Raw genomic sequence first — 19,952 nt, 5'->3', positions numbered from 1 at the left:
TATCCCTCCCTTTTTTATATATGTAAAATTCTGTCCGGCAGAAATGTCCTCTACCGGACAGGTTACCAGTACTGTATTAAATTTATCTCACGACATCCGGATGTTCTACTGCAAAATCAATAAAGTTGTTTCCAACGTAAGGCTTGCAGTCAAATGCGCCATCATTCCATGACCAAAGCATATATCCGGCATAACCGTTCTTATATATGGCATCCAGCACCTGCTTGTGTGTCATTTTTAGTGAAGAACCCTGGGTGTCAGGCATCATCTCACCTATTATCACCGGTTTATCCAGTTTCAAACTTGAAGCTGGTGTTGTAACAGGGTTAAAATATGGAGTCGCCCAGTCATACCAGTGAAAATCGTAGAAATCAAGACCCAATCCGTCCCATAAATCATACTGTGCACCCAGCCACTTCATATTTGCACTTCCGAAGCTTACAGGCTGCTTTGCATACTGGTGTATAAATTCACATGTAGTTTTTATGTAGTTCCTCATTGCGGAAAGTGGGAAGCTTTCTCCCTTATTGTTTGGCTCACCGTTGTCTTCTTTGTTAATAATCCATTCCGGTTCATTGATAATATCCCAGCCCAGTACGCCCGGATGTGTACCTAATGTTTGCAGTATTGGCTTCATGGCATTGTCAAGGAAACTTTGAAGTACTGTAGGATTATCAATGATATCGTCATGGTCAACGGAATCATCTGCTCTTGCACAATCAAAGCTGGTTATTGTCCAGTAAATCTTTATACCCTTTGAATATGCATAATCGCAAGTTTCCTTCATATGGTCAACCCATTTTGCGGGGAGACCTGTACAAAGGCTACCTTCATTAGCACCTGACCATAGCGGACCATACGCCAAGTCTGGGAATACCCACCACCTTAGTGAATGAATTCCCTTTGTGGACATTGTGTCTAAGTCACTCTTAATTCTTGTAAAGTTGGAAGTCCAGTTATTATCGGAAAATTCATATGACCAGTTATACCATGCATAGTTAACTCCAACAGGGTACAGGGTATTACCGTCCATCCAAGTTATTCCGACTCCAGACGGTTGTTGTTGTCCTTCACCGGAGAATTTTGTAATCTTTCCGAGAAGATATTGCTTTATTTCAGATAAATCTAATGCTTCAATTTCTCCGTTAGCATTTACATCAGCTGCTTTAAGAGCATCTCCCGTCAAGGTTTTGATGCCAAGCAGATGTTGCTTAACAGTTGCCAAGTCAAGCGCTGAAATTTGAGTATCATTATCAACATCACCAAGTTTGTATGTAGTTGCAGCCGAAGCAGGCAACGGCAATGCTGTCAGGAATACGATTGCTGCAGAAATTGTCAGGCTAACAATCTTTTTCATAGTAAATCCTCCTACTTCTTTTGATTCAACAGACTTACCTTAACCAAGTAAAGTCTTCTTTAATAAAGCAAGGTCAAGAGCATTTATTTCACCATCTTGGTTCATATCCCATACGCTGAGGTTAACGTCTCCTGTCGGCAATAGAATGTATTTTTTCATTATTGCATAGTCGAGAGCATCAACGCTTCCATCACCGTTCAGATCTCCCAGTTTTGTTCCTACGATACCTTTTGGCGGTTCATTTCCATACACTTTTACATCCCCCCTGTATACAGAAATATTCTTGTTTATAGAATATTCCTTTCCTATATCTTTTCTGCTCCAGTCATTGGTTGGATCCCAGTGGGACTTCCAGTTGGAATCAAGAGATGAAACCAATCCGAAGTGGAATTCTTTGTCTCCATAAAAGGCATTTCCTGTCCAGTCTATTTCAACGTAGTAAATTCCCTTTTCTGCATCCCAAGCAAATGGTCCCTTGATTGCTGTTTCCTTGCCGTCGCTGGCTTTACCTTCGTCATACATAACCGCAACAGTTATATCATCTATGGTCTGGCCTGCCGCAAGCATTTCTGAAATGTCAAAGAAATATCTGGCTTTAATACCATCAACAAATTGAGGCGGTCTGCTTGTTTCGTTATGAATATTAACTGTAACCTGAGTTCTTTCTGTGTTCTCCTGTTCAAGCTTTGATTCAGCATAGAAATCATCGGAAGCCGGTTCCTTTGGAGGGAAATTCTCCAATGGTTTCATGCCTTCGCCGTAGTATTTGTACAATCCAGCAAGTGCACCTACAAAGCCTGCGTTGTAATCTATTGCAACCTCGTTGGAAACAAAGTCCGTAGTTTCGTCATTGTGATTATCTGTTGCATCAGGGCCTCCTACCAATGCTCCCCATAAAGTATGCCTGTGTTCAACAGGATCATTCATGCTGAGAGTTTTTGATCCGTGTGCCGCACGGTGGTGAGGGTGCTTTGCAGAGATATCGGAGAACCCTACTTCATAGCTTCTCTTCATGGGGTTATCACCCAGAATGTAATCCATTTGTGACTTTGCCCATTCAGTAACATCCATTTTATCTTTATATTTTGTATACACAACCGCACACAGTTGAGCTGCCGCATTATATCTTGCAGAACCCCATGTGTTTACAACCTTGAATCCTCCGGGAGTTGCAGCCATAAATGTTTGATCGGTAGTATTTTCATGAGGTATACCTGACCAATATTCAAGGTTCCATCTGAATAAATACCAATGCATAGGATCATTTGTTATTGGAGCCAACTTTGCAAAGACTCCTCCCCATACTACATCCCATGAATGTACCCATATATTCTGCCAATTGTCTTGAGTTGATTTTATAATCTTACTCATATAACCGGTATATTTACCGTCAGTAACAGCAGTAATATCATTTATATATGATTGTACTCCTGTTGCAATATTCAGCCATACAGCTGCCCATGACAATTCATCCTCATCATACGCCGAACCGTAGAACCCGCCTGAATCACCCAAGCCACGGTTCTTTACGGCAAACCTGTATAAAGCTTTTGCTGTGTCCAAGCATTTCTTTGCATATGTTGGATCAGAATCCTTGAAATTCAAGTAATTTATTGCCAATGAAGCTGCCGCTTCTCCGCATTGGTCACTGGCAGGAGTCTCGGAGGTTGCAAAGTACGCAGGCCTTGGTACATCTTGCTTTTTATTCAGTTCCGGTGGCTGCCACCATGCGTGGTCCACAGTTCCGTCACCGACTTGGAAACAAAATGCAACTACTTCCCCGTTATTATCCATAAATGTGGAACGTAAGAAATAGTCATTTCCCCACCTGAGTATATCTCTCATGTGATCCTCTTCGTTGATTTTTGTAAAGGAATCCTTAAATTCATAGAATCCCCATCCCAGTGTTGAAACAGCATAGCCCTGGGGCAAACCAAATTTGACATGGTCTCCCGCATCGTGGAATCCCCCATGGAGATCAAGGCTTCCGTTCCCGTCCGGGTCAAGAAAAGCCTTATTTTTATCAATAAAAGTCTGTGACATATTAGTTCCTACATGGTCTTTCATAGGAACTAGTGGAAGCTGACAGTCTTCAACATGACAGTCACCTCTCCATTCGATCTTACCACCTGTTACACCAGGGCCGCATTTTTCAGCATCATAAAAATACAGTGATTTTTGCAATGCTTCTGCGTAGTTGAAAGGAGGTGTTGTTGAGCCTGCATAAACACTGCTGCTCAAAAACACTGATGATACAACCGCCAATGCTGTAGCAAAAGCCGTTGATTTTCTGACGTACTTCCTAAAATTCAAAATAATACCCCCTTTTTTATAGTTTTGGTGAATTAAGTATGTTGAATATAGACTTGCTTCAGCAATGTCATTACCCGGCAAATACATTTGTCGGGCAATAGACAATGACTTTAGAGTATTTATGTTGATTAGTTAAAAGGATTTTATTGGGACAGAAGAGCTTTCTTGAGTAGTGCAAAATCTAGAGCATCAATATTTTTATCAGAATTCATGTCTGCTGCAGAGATATCATATTCCAATGTGTTACCCAGCAAATATTTTTTTAAAAGAGCAACATCCAATGCATCAATATTTCCATCTTTATTAATATCACCAGGTATAATAACAGGTTCTTCACTTCCACCTGACGGCTCATTTCCGGCCAGTTTTTTATAACTGTCACCTTCATATATTGGAATATTCGGAGCATATTTTCTTGTACCGTTTATGTATGTTGCATCCCAATTTTCATAGGACCAATCATTTGACACATTCCATGTATTAGAAGCTGAACTTATTGTAAAATCAAGTTCAGGTCCTCCTGCATCCCAGCCATAACCGGGATAGATATTTTTACCTGACAAATCAAGTGTATAGTAATAAACTTTTTTCTCCGTATCCCACGCTGTTGGGCCTGTTACTTTAACCCAGGTAGGAGCCTTTATGCTTATATCACTTATATCCTTGGCATCAAGGGTAAAGAAGTAACGAATTTTTAATTTGTTACTTGGACGGGCCGGCCATGCAGAACGGTTTTCTACTGTTAATGTAAACTGGGTACCACTTGTACCATTAAAATATGTGTTTGCAAATACAGGCCATTCATCTTTAGGCTGATAAGGTTTATCAGGTAATGGAAAACTGCTGTCCGGTATAGGAGTTCCGCCGAATTCAGAATACATTCTTGCAAGAGCCCCGGTAAGACCGGCATTATAGTCTATGGCTACTTCATTGCTAACGTAATCACTTATGGCATCATTGAATCCATCTGTTGAATCAACACTCCCAACCAGTGCACCGTATAAAATATGACGATGTTCCGTCGGGTTGTCCATCTTCTGTCCCCATGAGCTGTGAGCTGTACGGTGGTGAGGATGTTGAGGATAATTCTGGCCAAAGCCTACGATATAGCTTGCTTTACGAGGATTATCACCTAAGATATAATTTATTTGCTTTACTGCAAAGTCATGGTAACGTGCTTTTTTTACAGTATCACTTAGTTTATCGGAATAAACCAAAGCAAATAATGCCGTTGTGGAAACATATCTGAAAGAACCCCAGCTGTCCAACTTGGCATGTCCGCCAGGAGTATAAGAAATCTTGGTGCCGTCGGCATTGTTCTCGGTACCGCCAACAGTCCACCAGTTTAACCAACGTTCTGCATCTTCCCTGTACAAGCTTGTTTCAGGGTCAATCTGAGACATTAGAATATAACATCCAAATGATTGGTCATCCCAACAGTGTGCCCACTTATACTTATGAACCTGTTGATTTGCTTCTTTACCAATACCATTATAATATTCTTTTGCTTTTGCAAGGTAATCAGAACCGCTTCCTGAAGACTTAGCTTCCATAGCCTTGTAAAGCCAGATTGAACCCCATACCAATTCATCATTATAACCGCTGTGTGAGGTATAAGCAGCTGCACCTTGGGGGTCAACTTTACTTATTACATCAGAAAAAACACCTCTGTATTTATCTCCGAATACATATAACTGCTTTGCATGCTCAAGCAATTTATCAGCATATGTCGGATCGGTGTTTCTGAAAACAATAGATGAAGCAGCCATTGCCGCAGCTGTTCCCATGGCTACTTCCGTTCCCGGATGCTGTTCATCCAGCTTTATTGCTGCCCTGTCGTTCATTAAATGTGTAACTTCAATGGGAACCCAGTTGTTATGATCATTTGCAGTCATTCCAACCTGAGCCCAAAAAACATTTGGCTCCGGATGACACTTTATAAAATAATCATTTATCCATTTTAACTGGTTTTGAAGCCATTTCATCTGACCGCTTTTTTCATATGCATCTTTATATTCTATAGCACCAAAAGCGAGTAAACTTGTTGTATAAGCACATGTAACACCAAACTTGATATTATCACCTGCATCTACCCAGCCTCCGGTAAGGTCTAAACCTTCCTTCTGCCCGTCTGTTAATTGAGCATCTCCACGCCATAATAATCTGGTCGGAATATTTGATGTAGATAATGAACCTGACCTCTGTGCTTCATAAAATAAAACAGATTTCTGCAAAGCCTCTCCATAGTTAAAAGCGGCTGTTGCAGAAGAACATTCATACTGAAAATTAAATTGAGTTATGGTTATTACTATGGCAACGATAAGGGCATATATACTTACTCTTTTCATTTTATCCATATTTACACACTCCATGCATTAATCAGTTATTTAACTGTTATCTCACCCTCTGAGAATACAGGATTAATCTTCTTGAGTGCAGTATCTCCAAATGCACCTGAAGTACCTTGTGAAATTTTAATTGAACCTTTCTTAGCATTACTCTTTATTTTGAAAGTGATATTTGTGATAACTCCCGGCTTAGTTACAGCATCCTTTCCACTATTACTGCTTGTATAGAGAAAACTGACCAGACCGGTTGTATCAATAACTGTATAATCAAAATTGGAATTGTTACTTCCAAAAATTTCACCTGGTTTTACCTCAACAACTTCAAGAGCATCTGTGTCATATTTAATATTAAAATTAAAGCTTCCAATACCTTTTTCAGGTAAGTTATTAAGCTTTACAGGGATTGTTACAGTTGAACCTGTAGCTCCGCTTGCTTTTCCGATCGATATTTCTGCCTCTCCGCCCGGAGTTTTGTCTTTTGGATTACTCTTTGTATCATTACTATCCTTGGCGGCTGTTGATTTAGTAGATTTGGAATCTGAACTTTTTGCTGGTGAAGATGTGGATACCGAAGCAGATGAAGAAGATGATGATGGAGCTGTACTACTTATTGTTGAAGTTGATGTTTCTGAATCAGATGAAAAATGGTTTACCCCAAATATTACTGCAGCAGTCACGCAAACAATTATTAATATTGCCAATATTACTTTTTTCATGGCTTTTCTCCTTGTTTATTCAATATATTTATTACTATAAAATGACTATAGACATTTTAATTAAAGGAAATAACATATCCGTTTAAACACTTGAAACTATAATAGGATAGGAACAATAGGAATGCATAAAGCATTCCTATTGTTCCATATATTACTTCTAAATTACAGTGTTATCTTTCCTAACAAGAATGATTTGAGTAATGCAAAGTCAACAGCGTCAACAGCACCATCTTTGTTTATATCAGCATTTGCAACATTTATTGTAGAATTGTCCTGAGTTAACAGAGCTTTCTTCAATGCTGCGAAGTCCAATGCATCCTTGTTACCGTCAGCGTTAACATCTCCTAAATCGGTTGGAGGAGGAGTTGTACCGCCAATCTTTGGTCCTGCTTCAGCAAGGTAAGCAGACATCCATACAAGAGGAGCATTCCAGTTGATGGTTATTTCGTTTGTTGACCAAGATTCGATATTATCCATGAAGCACATTTCAGCAGGTCTTACACCTGGCTGCCAACCTGAACCCTTAACCCATGGATCCTGTAAACCGGAGTTAGGTCCACCTGACAAACATCCTGCAGGTGGCTTCGGGAATGAGTTGTTTGCCTGATATGACCAGAAACGGTGATGAGGATTTTCAAGTGGGTTGTCACCATAACCGGTAATATAGCTCTGAACATTTGGGTTACGTCCGAGGATGTAATCCATTGCTGTTATAGCACCATTGATATATTTATTATTCTTTGTTCCGTTAACATTGCTGAATTCATAAGCATATGACATAACAATTGCTTCATTAACTACGAATGAGTTTGATCCCCATGGGAAACCTGAAACAGTAGATTGATCAAATGGTGAAGAAATTACTTTTTCTTCTATTGGTACACCATAACCCTGAGCTTTTTCTATTGTAATAAACTTGTCAGCTGCTGCTTGAATATTAGCTTTAGCTTTAGCAACATCAGTAGCTGGAAGTTTGTTAGGAACAAGAGCAAGTGTTATTGTACCCATACCTGCTGTATTACCCCAGTCAAAAGCTCCTGTAAGGCCATTGTCTTCACCGCCTGTTAATTCTGTAGGCATTTCGAGGTAATGCTTTGAACTCTTTATGTAGTTCAAATACTTGTCGCTGCCTGTAGTAGCATACAATTCACATGCTGCCCAGTAGAAGTCATCGCCAACATAGTTGTCACCGTATGCTCCACCACCAGGGCCCTGTTCCATTGTTGCATATATTGCAGGATGAGCTACAGCTGCATCCCATGCAGTTTCTGCTGCAGTTAAACACTTAGTTGCGAAAGCAGAATCATACTGTTTCCATAGACGTGAACCTTGTGCAGCCATAGCAGCAAGATTTAATGTAGCAGCTGTACTTGGAGGCTGCAACCAACGCTTCATTGTATCCTGGTCAGGACGTACAGCAAGAGCTGTCCAACGTTCGTCATGAGCTTTGTGATGAGCCATACCTGCTAATTCGTTTCCTGCTGGAACCTGCATATTTAATAATGTTTTCAAATTATAACGAGCTTCATCCAGTATGTCTGGATAGCCATTTCCGCTTTCAGGTATTTTCAATGAACCATCTTTAAATGGAGCAACTGACATGTCTCCTCCCAAGTGAAGTGCACGCTCATATGCATTCATTACAGTCCATGTTGAAATACCACCATTAACAACATACTTGCCATGGTCACCGGCATCATACCAACCACCTGTAACGTCAAGTGTGTAGTTAGCCTTGTAATCCCTTGAAGGATCTGGAGCAAGTATATCACTTGTGTGTCCTGCAGGACGAGCCCATTGTGATTGATCACAGTATGGCATTTCTATTGGAATAGCACTTCTGTTGTGATAGAAATACTTCATTGAATCGTATTTCATTTGTGTATAAATGTCATTTCCAATATTGAACTTCATACTTTCATTGTCTCCGGCTTTGGTTACAGAAACATCTGTTACTATCTTATAGCCGGTACCAACTGTTTTGTAACTTGAGAAATCAATGATATGAACATTGTCACCTGATGCATGGTCAGCACCTTTAACGGTTGATTTACCGGTTAAAACGGCTGTTCCAGCACTATTAACCAACTGCCAGTTAATTGGAGTTGTTGAACTTGTAGCTACTGTTGCAATCTTATCAGAATTAGGATAGAATCCTTCCTGATTTAAACGTACAACATTAGTAGGTTCAGGGATAGGATCTGGATATCCTGCAAACTGTGGATCCTTTACGTAAATATCATCAAAAGTATATGTTATAGGTTGAAAACTTGCAGGATTCTGTGCTTCAGATGTAGTTTTATCAGGAGCAAGATGGAAAGCAAATTCAACGTTGCTCTTGTCTCCCTTTTTCTGTGTAAATGTCTGTGTTACAGTTTTCGGAGTATTAGCCTGTAATTCAAGGAATTGCCATTGATCATTCATATTCCAGTATTCATCATATGGGTCACCCTGATCACCTATTTTAGGGTAGATTTTGCAGGCTCTGCTGGCAGTAACAGTAAACTGCACTGTATAAGTATGTCCCTGCACTAATGAGAGTCCTCTGTGACGGAACTGAATATCCCATCTTTCACCTGTTCCTGCTGCGCCGATCTTTTCAGCAGTTATTTTGTACTTACCGTCAGATGTAATATCAAAACTTGCCTTTGCAGGGTATGATTCAACCACGTGCCATGGAAGACCTACTCTGTTGTCAAAGGTATGGTTCTGAATTATGTCTCCTGCCCCAACCAGGGCAAATGCTTGTCCTATTGAAGAAGATAGAACCAGCACGATTGCGATAACCATCGCAATTTTCTTCACTAACCTTTTTTTCATATTTACCTCCTAGTAAAAATTTTTTATTTTTTAAAGCTCGCATTTAAAAGTAAAGCAAGCATTAAAAACTTCTTATACTTACAAAAGGTCCTTCTTAACCCTGGGGCAATGTAGTAATCGTCCCCAATAAGAATTTTTTCAAAGTAGCCATATCTATGGCATCAATATTTCCGTCCTTATATGTATCTGCAGCCTTAACATCTATACTGGAACTGCCGCCCAGTAAATATTTCTTTAATGCAGCTAAGTCCAACGCATCTACATTCTTGTCGCTGTTTACATCGCCATACAAAATTACAGGATCAGGGTTTCCAGATCCACCGGCAGGTTCGTTACCGAATACTTTTACACCGTTATCATAAACAGGTATGTTGGTAACTGTATCTACAGTACTGGTGGCTGGTAATCCATTATATGAGAAGTCATTCTTAGGATTCCAGTAGGTTGTTCCCTGTGGTGCTGCAATTCTAAACTGAACTTCTCTTCTACAAGCAGACTGACCGCCTGGGTAGATATTTTCTCCTGTCAAATCAACATTTACATAGTAAATATTATTTGAAACATCCCATGGCAATACGCCGGAAACCTTAGTATTCTTACCTTCAGAGTAATTTGAACTGGTTACAAGGCTTAAAGGATCAATTCCTGCTGCTACGATTTCAGACAAGTCCATAAAATATTTAAATGATATCTTGTCTGTAACTCTTGCAGGCCATCCAGTTTGGTTATACACAACAGCCTTGATTTCAGTATAATTAGGGCCGGTTGAATTCAAACCTGCCTTTATAATAACTTCATCGTTGGTTATTTTTTCGATAGCCTTGAAGTTAGGAATCGGATCTCCGCCAAACTGCTTGTACATTTTTGCAAGTGCACCTGTAAATCCGGCATTATAGTCGCAAGCTATTTCATTATTTACATAATTGTTTATTTCATCAGTGTAGCCGTCCGCATTATCCGGCCCTCCTACCAACGCACCATAAATAGTATGCCTGTGGTATGTTGGTGAAGTCATTTGATCTGTCCATGAACTATGAGCAGTTCTGTGATGCGGATGTTGAGGAGGATTTACTCCATATCCGACAACAAAACTTCTTCCGGTACTTCCAAGTGCATAATCAATCTGACTCTTAAGGAAATCCTTATACACAGATACTTTGGATGGCGTACAGCCTGCCCAATCAGCATAAACACCTGCTAAAAATGCCTGAGTTGTTGCATGTCTTAATGAACCCCATTGGAATAACCATGCTAAACCTTTTGGTGTGTAAGAAACACGTGTGCCGTTTACACCGGTTGTCCAGAAGTCAAGGTTCATTTCTATACTGTCCTTATATAACTGTTTGTTAGTAAGCCTTGCAAGGAGAAGTTCAGCGCCATAATGTACATCATCCCAGCACTGTCCCCATTTGTAGGATATAATATCTGTCTGCTGTTCTTTACCCCAATTCGGTACATAGGATTCTGCTTTGTCCAGATATGCACTGTCATTTGTTGCAAGATATAACCATACTGCAGCCCATGAAAGATCATCATAAAATCCGCCTGAGCTGTAGAAGCCTGAAGCAGCTGTATAGCCGGCATCACTCTTTGCTTTGTCAGCCATTGTAAACAAGTTTTTAGCATGACTTATGCACTTTTCAGCATAAGTAGGATCACTGTTTTTAAAGACTACTGCTGCAGATGCCAGAGAAGCTGCAGTGGAAGCACATACTGCAGAACCGGGATGAGAAGCGTCAACTTTGTACGACGGTCTTTCCATCTGTAATACTTCTGCCGGACCCCACCAAGAGTGGTCCTTGCCTCCGTCTCCTACCTGGTAGTAATATACGTCCGCTGTGGGATTACATTTAATAAAGTAATCATTAGCCCATTTGATATCGTCCATGATATATTTGGTCTGGCCGCTTTTATCATAGGCATCTTTATCCTCATATAAAGACCATGCAAGCATTGCAGATGTGTATGACATAGGTAGGTTAAACTTTACATGATCACCTGCATCGTACCATCCGCCTGTAAGATCAACTCCTACATCAGAACCGTCTTTCATACCGGAATCGCCTCTCCAGTTGTCACGCTTATCAGCTGGAAGGTCACCTGAACGCTGGAATTCGTAAAACATTATTGATTTCTGCAGTGCTTCTCCATAATTATATGTTCCTGCAGCATATGTGTTTGTTTGAGGTATAAACGAAACCAAAGAAGACAAAACCGAAATCGATAATGCAACACCAATAGCTTTTGTCCATTTTCTTTTAGTCTTAAGCAATTTGCAATCACTCCCTAAAATTAAATTTGACATATTTCCTTTAAAATAGTTAAGGTCTAATTAAGCAGTTTAACTTTGAGCTGAGCAAAATCAATGGCATCAATATTTCCGTCACTGTTCATATCAGCATTTGTTAAATTAATATTAGAAGTAGTTTGAGTTAAAATAGCCCTCTTGAGTGCAGCAATGTCAAGTGCATCTATAGCACCATCATTATTGACATCGCCTTTTAAACCTGTTTGTGGTTGAGAGTTGTAGTTGTATAGATTTGGGAAGTTACCTGTAGTATACAGAAGAATCATCATCCTTAAAGAATTACCGAAATAGGTGTAGTTACCTGAGTCTTTTACTTTAACACACTCATTATAGATGTTCTTCGCATATGTAGCGTCAGTACCTGTCATTGCAGCAGCAGCAGCACAACTGACAAATGTAGCGGTATGATTTGCACTTATCTGACTTCCTGATATTGTGTAGCCATCCTTTATGTTAGTATACCCAATATTTTTGAAGAAGTTTGAGATAGCGTCGCAATGTGTTTTAGCTTTTGCAGTCCCGTACCAACTGTAATCAATAGCTGCTCTCCATTGATAACGAACAGCATCATACTTGTAATCAAAGCCTTGTCCTGTAGCTGGGGTACCATTTGCCGTACACCAATCAGGAACAAGTCCTGTATTGCTGTTTCTTGCTTTATCCGCTATTTCATAACATTTATTTGCTACATTGATCCATCCGGAATTACCTGTAAAATCAGCAAAGATTCTATACCAAGCGGGGGCAAAATATGATGGATTAGTAACATCTGACCCACCCCACATATCTCCTGCCTTTATTACATATGTACCCGGTTCTACCATTTTATTGTATATATTACTTATGTAAGTTTTAGCTTCAGATTGGTAATTAAATCCACCACTTGTTCCCCACTTTTTGTGAGCAAACACGAGGGATACTGCAATATCTTCATCTGCATCTGTAGCGGCACCAACACTGTCTTTTCCCATTATATTTCCACTGGAGTCTATATGCCAGGACATAAGTCCATTGGTATTTAAAAATAATTTAACATAGTGATATAAGTCGTCAAATAATTGTTGTTCTCCAAAGTAAACTGCAAGCAGCATACCGTATCCAAGGCCTTCAGAAACCGTATCATAGCTTGTAGATGCGTCTCTCTGAACCCTGCGGTAGCCCTTTGCTCCATTTGATGTAATATGTGCACTTTTCCACTGTTCCCATTCACTGCGAACTAAATTATCTGCGGTTGATTGACTATCCGCCAGGCAACTATAAGCTCCATTTGGATATTTTGCGTCATATGGGAAAGGAATTTGATCAGCTGCACTTGAAACGATAGCAGTTGAGATTATTGAAACACTGAATATAGCCACCATTACAAGTGATTTAATTCTTTTTAAGCTTGAACTTTTGATCATGTTCTTACCTTAATCCTTTTTTCTTATTTTTCTTTGTAACTCATAAGCCCGGACAGTACAAGAATGAATAATTTAATCACATCAAATACCGTCCGGACTTTAAGGTTACATATGCGTTATAGCACTAAATACTATTGATTAGACAAGAGCGCTTTCTTTAAAAGAGCATAGTCAATAGCGTCAACTGCACTATCCTTATTCATATCTGCATTTGTAGTATTTATTGTAGTACTACTGTTTAAAAGATATTTCTTAAGTAAAGCAAGGTCAAGAGCGTCTACAGTTTTGTCATCGTTTACATCTCCAAGAAGCTCTTCACCACCTGGGAAGAGTACTGCATATACTCCATTTGCAACTGCAAATTCACTCTGAGCCCAGAAACGGTGTAATCTCTGTGTAGGAACCTGTCCTGCCTGCAATGCAGCAACCATTGTCTGCCATTCAGGATCCTGCTTGTACTTGGAACGAATGTCTATGAATTTAACACCAGATTTGATTACGTCTCCGTTAGGCATTTTTCCAGTCCAACCAGCCGGTACATAAACTTCCTGGTCAAGGAATCTGTGGTAATCATTACGTTGTTCAACAACTGATATACCCTTTGAATCGCTATAGTTAGTCCACATTGAGTCAAGAAGCTTCTTAGCATTATCTCTAGAAGTTGTATCTCCTGATTTAGCAGCATAGTAAGCCAATGTGTTTGCAAGTGAAGAAGCACAACCAAGGTCAGTACCATAGTTAACAACCTTAACATGCAGGTTTGCATTTCCAGTATATCCTTTTGTCGGATCCCAAGTATCCGGCTGTCCATCCCAGTCAATTGTACTAGGAATCTGGAATGTTCCGTCAGCATTAAACTTGATTTCGCCGTTAATCCATTTTGCCCATTTGTCTAAGAGTGTCTTAGCTCTGGCATCGCCAGTCTTATAGTACAATTCAGCTACACGCTGCATTGACCATACCTGCATACCAAACCAAGTGTTACTGCCTGGATCAGCATATACAGGGTTTTCTACATAACCCATTCCGTAGAATGTTGAAGTACCTGCAGGAATTGATTCATAGCGTCCATTCCATGAGTTTGTAGCACCACCGGCAATAGCACCTTCTGATGACTGCAACCACTGATAGAATTCAAGCTGTCTGTCCAAACTCTTTGCCCAGTCAGTTGCACCATTTGATGACTTAGGCTTGAAGCTTGCATCCGTTGAAAGTACCCAAGCTGCAAATGGATTCTGGTAACCGAAATGGTTATGACTGCTACCGATTATCCAAGCCCAGTTGGAGTCAACTCCACCACCCCATGCGTAATACCATGAAAGCAGATAATGTGCTGCATCATATCCGGTACCAGCCTGTGAAGGTTGTCCGATCTTTCTGAAATACTTATCAAAGAATGAATATCTGAGGTAATCACCCATCTTTGATGCCTTACCTACGTCTGTGCTTACGCTCTTACCTTGTTCTTTTGCCCACTGGTCAGCCCAGTAAGTTGCTTGAATTGCACGAGCATCAGCATCTGGAGCATTTGTGTATTTGAATTGTTTTGCCGGAGTACCTGTATCCTTTGTAAAGAGATCCAGGAATCCGTACTGTCCACCAAATTTATGTGCATCCCAGCACGGTTGAGGTATGGTTTCCCAAGTTGACTCCTGCTCACCTCTTTGGAAAGTATTGATGTAGGACGGTCTAGTTGTACCGTCTCCTCTTTGACCAAATCCATACCAGTTATCAACGTCCAAAATCCAGTGCATTCCATACATCATGCTGGTTCCGTATGCTGAAGTCAATTGTGAATTAATTGGATCTTTACCAACAGGTTGACTTGTATCCAACGGAGAAGGATATTTGCTTGGGTCTTGGAATTCTGGAGCATATGTAGCAGGCTTGTTAGGATCATACTTGCTCATACTTACATTAGGTTGATCCTGTTCTGTCGGGATCAAATACTTTTCAGCAACTGACCAAGACTTATCAAAGCCTGTAAAATCTCCGGAAAATCTTCCATGCATTGCTTCCAACCACATATAGTAGGACATAGCTTCACTTGTGGTAACATGTCCATAGTCAGGAGCTTCTACCATTAATGTTTCTACTGAGTGGTACGGAATTCCCTCAGGACTGAAATATCCGTTTGAAGTATTTTTAATCTTGCTGTACATGGATTCGAAACGATCCTGGTACACCTTGTTTACAGGACTTGCTGCTGCATTTATGCTTGTTGTTGTCATTATTGATAATGACATTGCAGCAGCAACTGCAACTGCTCCTACTCTTTTAAAATTCTTACTCATTTTACACCTTCCTTATTATTTGAATTTTATGGCAGTAAAACTGCCATAAGCTTTTTAAAACTCCATACTTTATGGCCTTGCAGCCATAAAGTATGGAAAATTTAAATTCAATAATTAATTAAGTTTTGCACTTCCGTTTGTGAATGTGATATCAGAGATTTTTGCCATGTTACCATTACCGAATGCTCCACCAGCTTTAAAAGCGATAGGAGTTGTTGTGCTTGAAGTACCTAATACCTTGAAAGTAAGATTAGCGATTATTCCATCACTTGCGATAGGTTGATCAGTTATAGTGTTATCAAGGAAAAGAATACTGATAGTACCAGTTGTTGCGTTGATGCTGCTTGAGAAGTTAACAGGTGCATTTATTACTATATCACCAGCTGTTGCTGATACAGCCTGTAACAAAGTTGCATCGTATGTAAGATAGAAATTACATGTTCCTACATTACCTGATTTAACAACATTGCTCAGGGTTACAGGTACTGTTATAGTATCACCAGTTTTTCCTGATACTGAAGCAATCTTTACACCAAGTCCTGTAGGAACAGGTGTAGAGTCAGTGATTGATAAAGTCAGAACTGGATTACTTGTAACACCAAAATCAAATGTGAGTGCCTTTGAACCAACTGCTAGAGTACTCAAATAGCTCTTTGAGATTGTTACAACATTATTTGATACTGTGTAGTCAGTACCTGATGTCAAACCGGTGATACCTTTGAAAGTATTTCCGTTTGGTGTAAGAGTTACACTTACATTTGCAGGAACATACTTATCAAAAGATGCAGTTGTAGGAGTGATAGTTGGGTTTACTGGAGTAACATCTCCAACATCAACAGTCACACTACCGTTTGTCTTAGTAACTGTAGCTATTTTTGCCATATTACCGTCACCGAAAGCTCCTCCATCTTTGAATGCTACAGGAGTAGTAACCTTTGATGTAGTGCTCTTTAATTTGAATGTAATTGTAGCAAATGTTCCATCAGTCTTGATTAATTGGTCAGTAATTGTATTGTCCAAGAACAAGAAGCTGATTGTACCATTACTGATGCTGCTTGAGAAGTTAACAGCAGCATTTGTTACTATAGAACCAGGTGTCACTGTTGTTGCTTCCAACAGACTTGCGTCATATGTAACATAGAAGTTACAAGTTCCTACATTGCCTGCAGTTGCTACATTTGCAAAAGTTACTGGTACTGTTACAGTATCTCCAGCTTTGCCTGCAGCTGTTCCTATTGCTACTTTAAGTTCCTTTGTAGGTTGAGGAGTTGTATCAATAATTGTTAATGCCAAAGTAGGATTGTTTGTAACACCAAAATCAAATGTGAGTGTCTTTGAACCAACTGCTAGAGTGCTCAAATAGCTCTTTAAGATTGTTACAACATTATTTGATACTGTGTAATCAGTACCTGATGTCAAACCGGTAATACCTTTAAATGTACTTCCGTTTGGTGTAAGAGTAACACTTACATTTGCTGGAACATACTTGTCAAAAGTTGCAGTTGCAGGTGTAATAGCTGGGCTTGGATTACCAACATCAATAGTAACACTACCGTTAGTCTTAGTAACTGTAGCTATCTTTGCCATAGTTCCGTCACCAAAAGCTCCACCATCTTTAAATGTTACTGGTGTTGTTGTTTTAGCTGCTACGGTCTTTAATTTGAATGTGATATTTGCAAATACACCATCTGCAGTTATCAATTCATCGGTAATTGTGTTATCCAAGAACAGGAAGCTGATTGTTCCATTGCTTGCACTGCTTGAGAAGTTTACTGCTGCATTCTTAACTATTGGACCTGCAGCTACTGATACTACATCTAACAGGGTTGCATCGTATGCAAGATAGAAATTACATGTTCCTACATTACCTGCACTTGCTACGTCAGCAAATGTAACAGGTACTGTTACTGTATCGCCTGCGAGACCTGAAGCTGTTCCCACTGCTACTTTAAGTTCCTTTGTAGGTTGAGTACCAGGATCTATAGTTACACTACCGTTTGTCTTAGTAACTGTAGCTATCTTTGCCATAGTACCGTCACCAAAAGCTCCACCATCTTTAAATGTTACTGGTGTTGTAGTTTTAGTTGTTACACTCTTTAATTTGAATGTGATATTTGCAAATACACCATCTGCAGTTATCAATTCATCAGTAATTGTGTTATCCAAGAACAGGAAGCTGATTGTTCCATTGCTTGCACTGCTTGAGAAGTTTACTGCTGAATTCTTAACTATTGGACCTGCAGCTACTGATACTACATCCAAAAGGCTTGCATCGTATGCAAGATAGAAATTACATGTTCCTACATTACCTGCATTTACTACGTCAGCAAATGTAACAGGAACTGTTACTGTATCTCCAACGTTACCTGAAGCTGTTCCCACTGCTACTTTAAGTTCCTTTGTAGGTTGAGTACCAGGATCTATAGTTACACTACCGTTTGTCTTAGTAACTGTAGCTATCTTTGCCATAGTACCGTCACCGAAAGCTCCACCATCTTTAAATGTTACTGGAGTTGTAGTTTTAGTTGTTACACTCTTTAATTTGAATGTGATATTTGCAAATACACCATCTGCAGTTATCAATTCATCAGTAATTGTGTTATCCAAGAACAGGAAGCTGATTGTTCCATTGCTTGCACTGCTTGAGAAGTTTACCGCTGCATTCTTAACTATTGGGCCTGCAGCTACTGATACTACATCCAAAAGGCTTGCATCGTATGCAAGATAGAAATTACATGTTCCTACATTACCTGCATTTACTACGTCAGCAAATGTAACAGGAACTGTTACTGTATCTCCAACGTTACCTGAAGCTGTTCCTACTGATACTTTAAGTTCCTTTGTAGGTTGAGTACCTGGATCTATAGTTACACTACCGTTTGTCTTAGTAACTGCAGATATCTTTGCCATAGTACCGTCACCAAAAGCTCCACCATCTTTAAATGATACTGGTGTTGTAGTTTTAGTTGTTACACTCTTTAATTTGAATGTGATATTTGCAAACACACCATCTGAAGTAATCAATTCATCTGTAATTGTGTTATCCAAGAACAAGAAGCTGATTGTTCCATTGCTTGCACTGCTTGAGAAGTTAACTGCTGCATTCTTAACTATTGGACCTGCAGCTACTGATACTACATCCAACAGATTTACATCATATCCAAGATAGAAATTACATGTTCCTACGTTTTTCATTTTTGCTACATCAGCAAATGTAACAGGAACTGTTACTGTTTCTCCAGGAGCACCAGTAGCTGTTCCAACTGTAACTTTAAGTGAATCCGTAGTACCGTCTGGGCCAACATTAATAGTCAACTTAGGATTATTACTGCTCAGACCGAAATCAAAAGTAAGAGTTTTTGTACTATTTGCTGGAAGTGTATTCAAGTAACTTGCCAATAATGTTACTTCATTTGTTCCTTTTGTATATTGGCTGCTCTGTAATTCAGTAATTCCATTGAAAGTATTACCGTTTGGAGTAATAGCTATCTTAGTATCTGTAAATGCTTTTGCATTTGCAGAAATAGAAGTAGGATTGATTGTAGGTAGTGGTGGTGGTACGATACCGCCGTCAAAACCATAAGCAAGAGTTCCGCCTACGTAAGCACTAATTTTCTGCCAATCCATGTATGAACTAGCTGAAGTATATGACAAGTCATTTGATTGATCAAAATTAGTCCAGTCATTTCTTGCAAATCTAGTTTGAATCTCTATGGATCCTCCAGCTGGAAGACTTCCTGCATCACTCTTTAATCCAACTTCAAGATAATGATCTGCGTTGGTAATAGCAGGGCTCATCGCTACAAATGTACCAGTTACTTTTGAAGTAGCATCTACGTAGCTGCTACCATTCATATAACCTGCATGGTCACAAAAGAATGTTACCGGTTTGTCTGCGTCCTGAGTGTAGTAATATCTAAGTTTTAAATCTGCCAAGTTGATTGGTGAACCAGTTGTGTTTGTAACTTTAAATCTAGCGTATACGGAATTTGATGATGTCGGTGAACCGCCATTATTAAATTGAACTGATACGACGCCAGTGCCTGCTGCAAAAGCTGTAAGCTGAGCTCCTAATAATGTCACCAACATTGTTAGTGCTAATAAAAATGCTAAAGACTTTTTACGCATTTGTAAACCTCCTATTTTTATTTTACATGAAAACCATTTGGCCTTCTGACTATAGGTTTTATCACCAATATTCAGCCGCTTATCAGTTTAAGGCAGTTATAATAAAAGGTACTTTTTAAAAAAAGATGCTTTTAAACCGCCTTACTTAAAAATGTTTCATTTTTAGGCACACTGATATAACTGAATAAATATTTTCACCTCCTTAATCTTTATTGGCTAAGTGGTTTTTCATAATTTAAATTAATTCAGAAATGCTTCAACTGTT

9 protein-coding genes are annotated in these 19,952 nt (G+C 39.5%); all 9 read right to left on the bottom strand.

All coding sequences use genetic code 11. The annotated features are described in order from the left end of the window. Positions 1 to 82: 82 nt before the first annotated feature. Positions 83 to 1,357 carry a dockerin type I repeat-containing protein gene (locus tag CLO1100_RS08795; RefSeq protein ID WP_014313409.1) on the bottom strand — a complete coding sequence of 425 codons (1,275 nt, stop codon included), beginning with the start codon at positions 1,355 to 1,357 and terminating at the stop codon, positions 83 to 85. Positions 1,358 to 1,396: 39 nt separating this feature from the next. After that, positions 1,397 to 3,670, bottom strand: coding sequence for a glycoside hydrolase family 9 protein (locus CLO1100_RS08790; protein WP_014313408.1), 2,274 nt, complete (start codon positions 3,668 to 3,670; stop codon positions 1,397 to 1,399). 143 nt (positions 3,671 to 3,813) lie between these two features. Continuing rightward, entirely contained in the window at positions 3,814 to 6,027 is a 2,214-nt protein-coding gene (locus CLO1100_RS08785; RefSeq protein WP_014313407.1) for a glycoside hydrolase family 9 protein, read from the bottom strand. Positions 6,028 to 6,053: 26 nt separating this feature from the next. Beyond that, on the bottom strand, positions 6,054 to 6,734 hold the full coding sequence (locus CLO1100_RS08780) for a cohesin domain-containing protein (RefSeq protein WP_014313406.1): 681 nt from the start codon (positions 6,732 to 6,734) through the stop codon (positions 6,054 to 6,056). Between the two features lie 162 nt (positions 6,735 to 6,896). Continuing rightward, on the bottom strand, positions 6,897 to 9,554 hold the full coding sequence (locus CLO1100_RS08775; protein WP_014313405.1) for a glycoside hydrolase family 9 protein: 2,658 nt from the start codon (positions 9,552 to 9,554) through the stop codon (positions 6,897 to 6,899). 94 nt (positions 9,555 to 9,648) lie between these two features. Next, positions 9,649 to 11,826 carry a glycoside hydrolase family 9 protein gene (locus CLO1100_RS08770; RefSeq protein ID WP_014313404.1) on the bottom strand — a complete coding sequence of 726 codons (2,178 nt, stop codon included), beginning with the start codon at positions 11,824 to 11,826 and terminating at the stop codon, positions 9,649 to 9,651. A 56-nt stretch (positions 11,827 to 11,882) separates the two neighbouring features. After that, positions 11,883 to 13,265: a glycosyl hydrolase family 8 gene (locus tag CLO1100_RS08765; protein WP_014313403.1), complete on the bottom strand. Its 1,383-nt coding sequence runs from the start codon at positions 13,263 to 13,265 to the stop codon at positions 11,883 to 11,885. A 131-nt stretch (positions 13,266 to 13,396) separates the two neighbouring features. Then, a complete protein-coding gene (gene celCCF / locus CLO1100_RS08760) occupies positions 13,397 to 15,559 on the bottom strand; it encodes a cellulase F (protein ID WP_014313402.1) in 2,163 nt (720 codons plus the stop codon). Between the two features lie 114 nt (positions 15,560 to 15,673). Continuing rightward, positions 15,674 to 19,687: a cohesin domain-containing protein gene (locus tag CLO1100_RS08755; RefSeq protein ID WP_014313401.1), complete on the bottom strand. Its 4,014-nt coding sequence runs from the start codon at positions 19,685 to 19,687 to the stop codon at positions 15,674 to 15,676. Positions 19,688 to 19,952: the final 265 nt, after the last annotated feature.

Source organism: Clostridium sp. BNL1100 (genome assembly GCF_000244875.1).
GTDB lineage: Bacteria > Bacillota > Clostridia > Acetivibrionales > DSM-1351 > Ruminiclostridium.
This window is presented reverse-complemented; position numbering and strand designations above follow the sequence as displayed.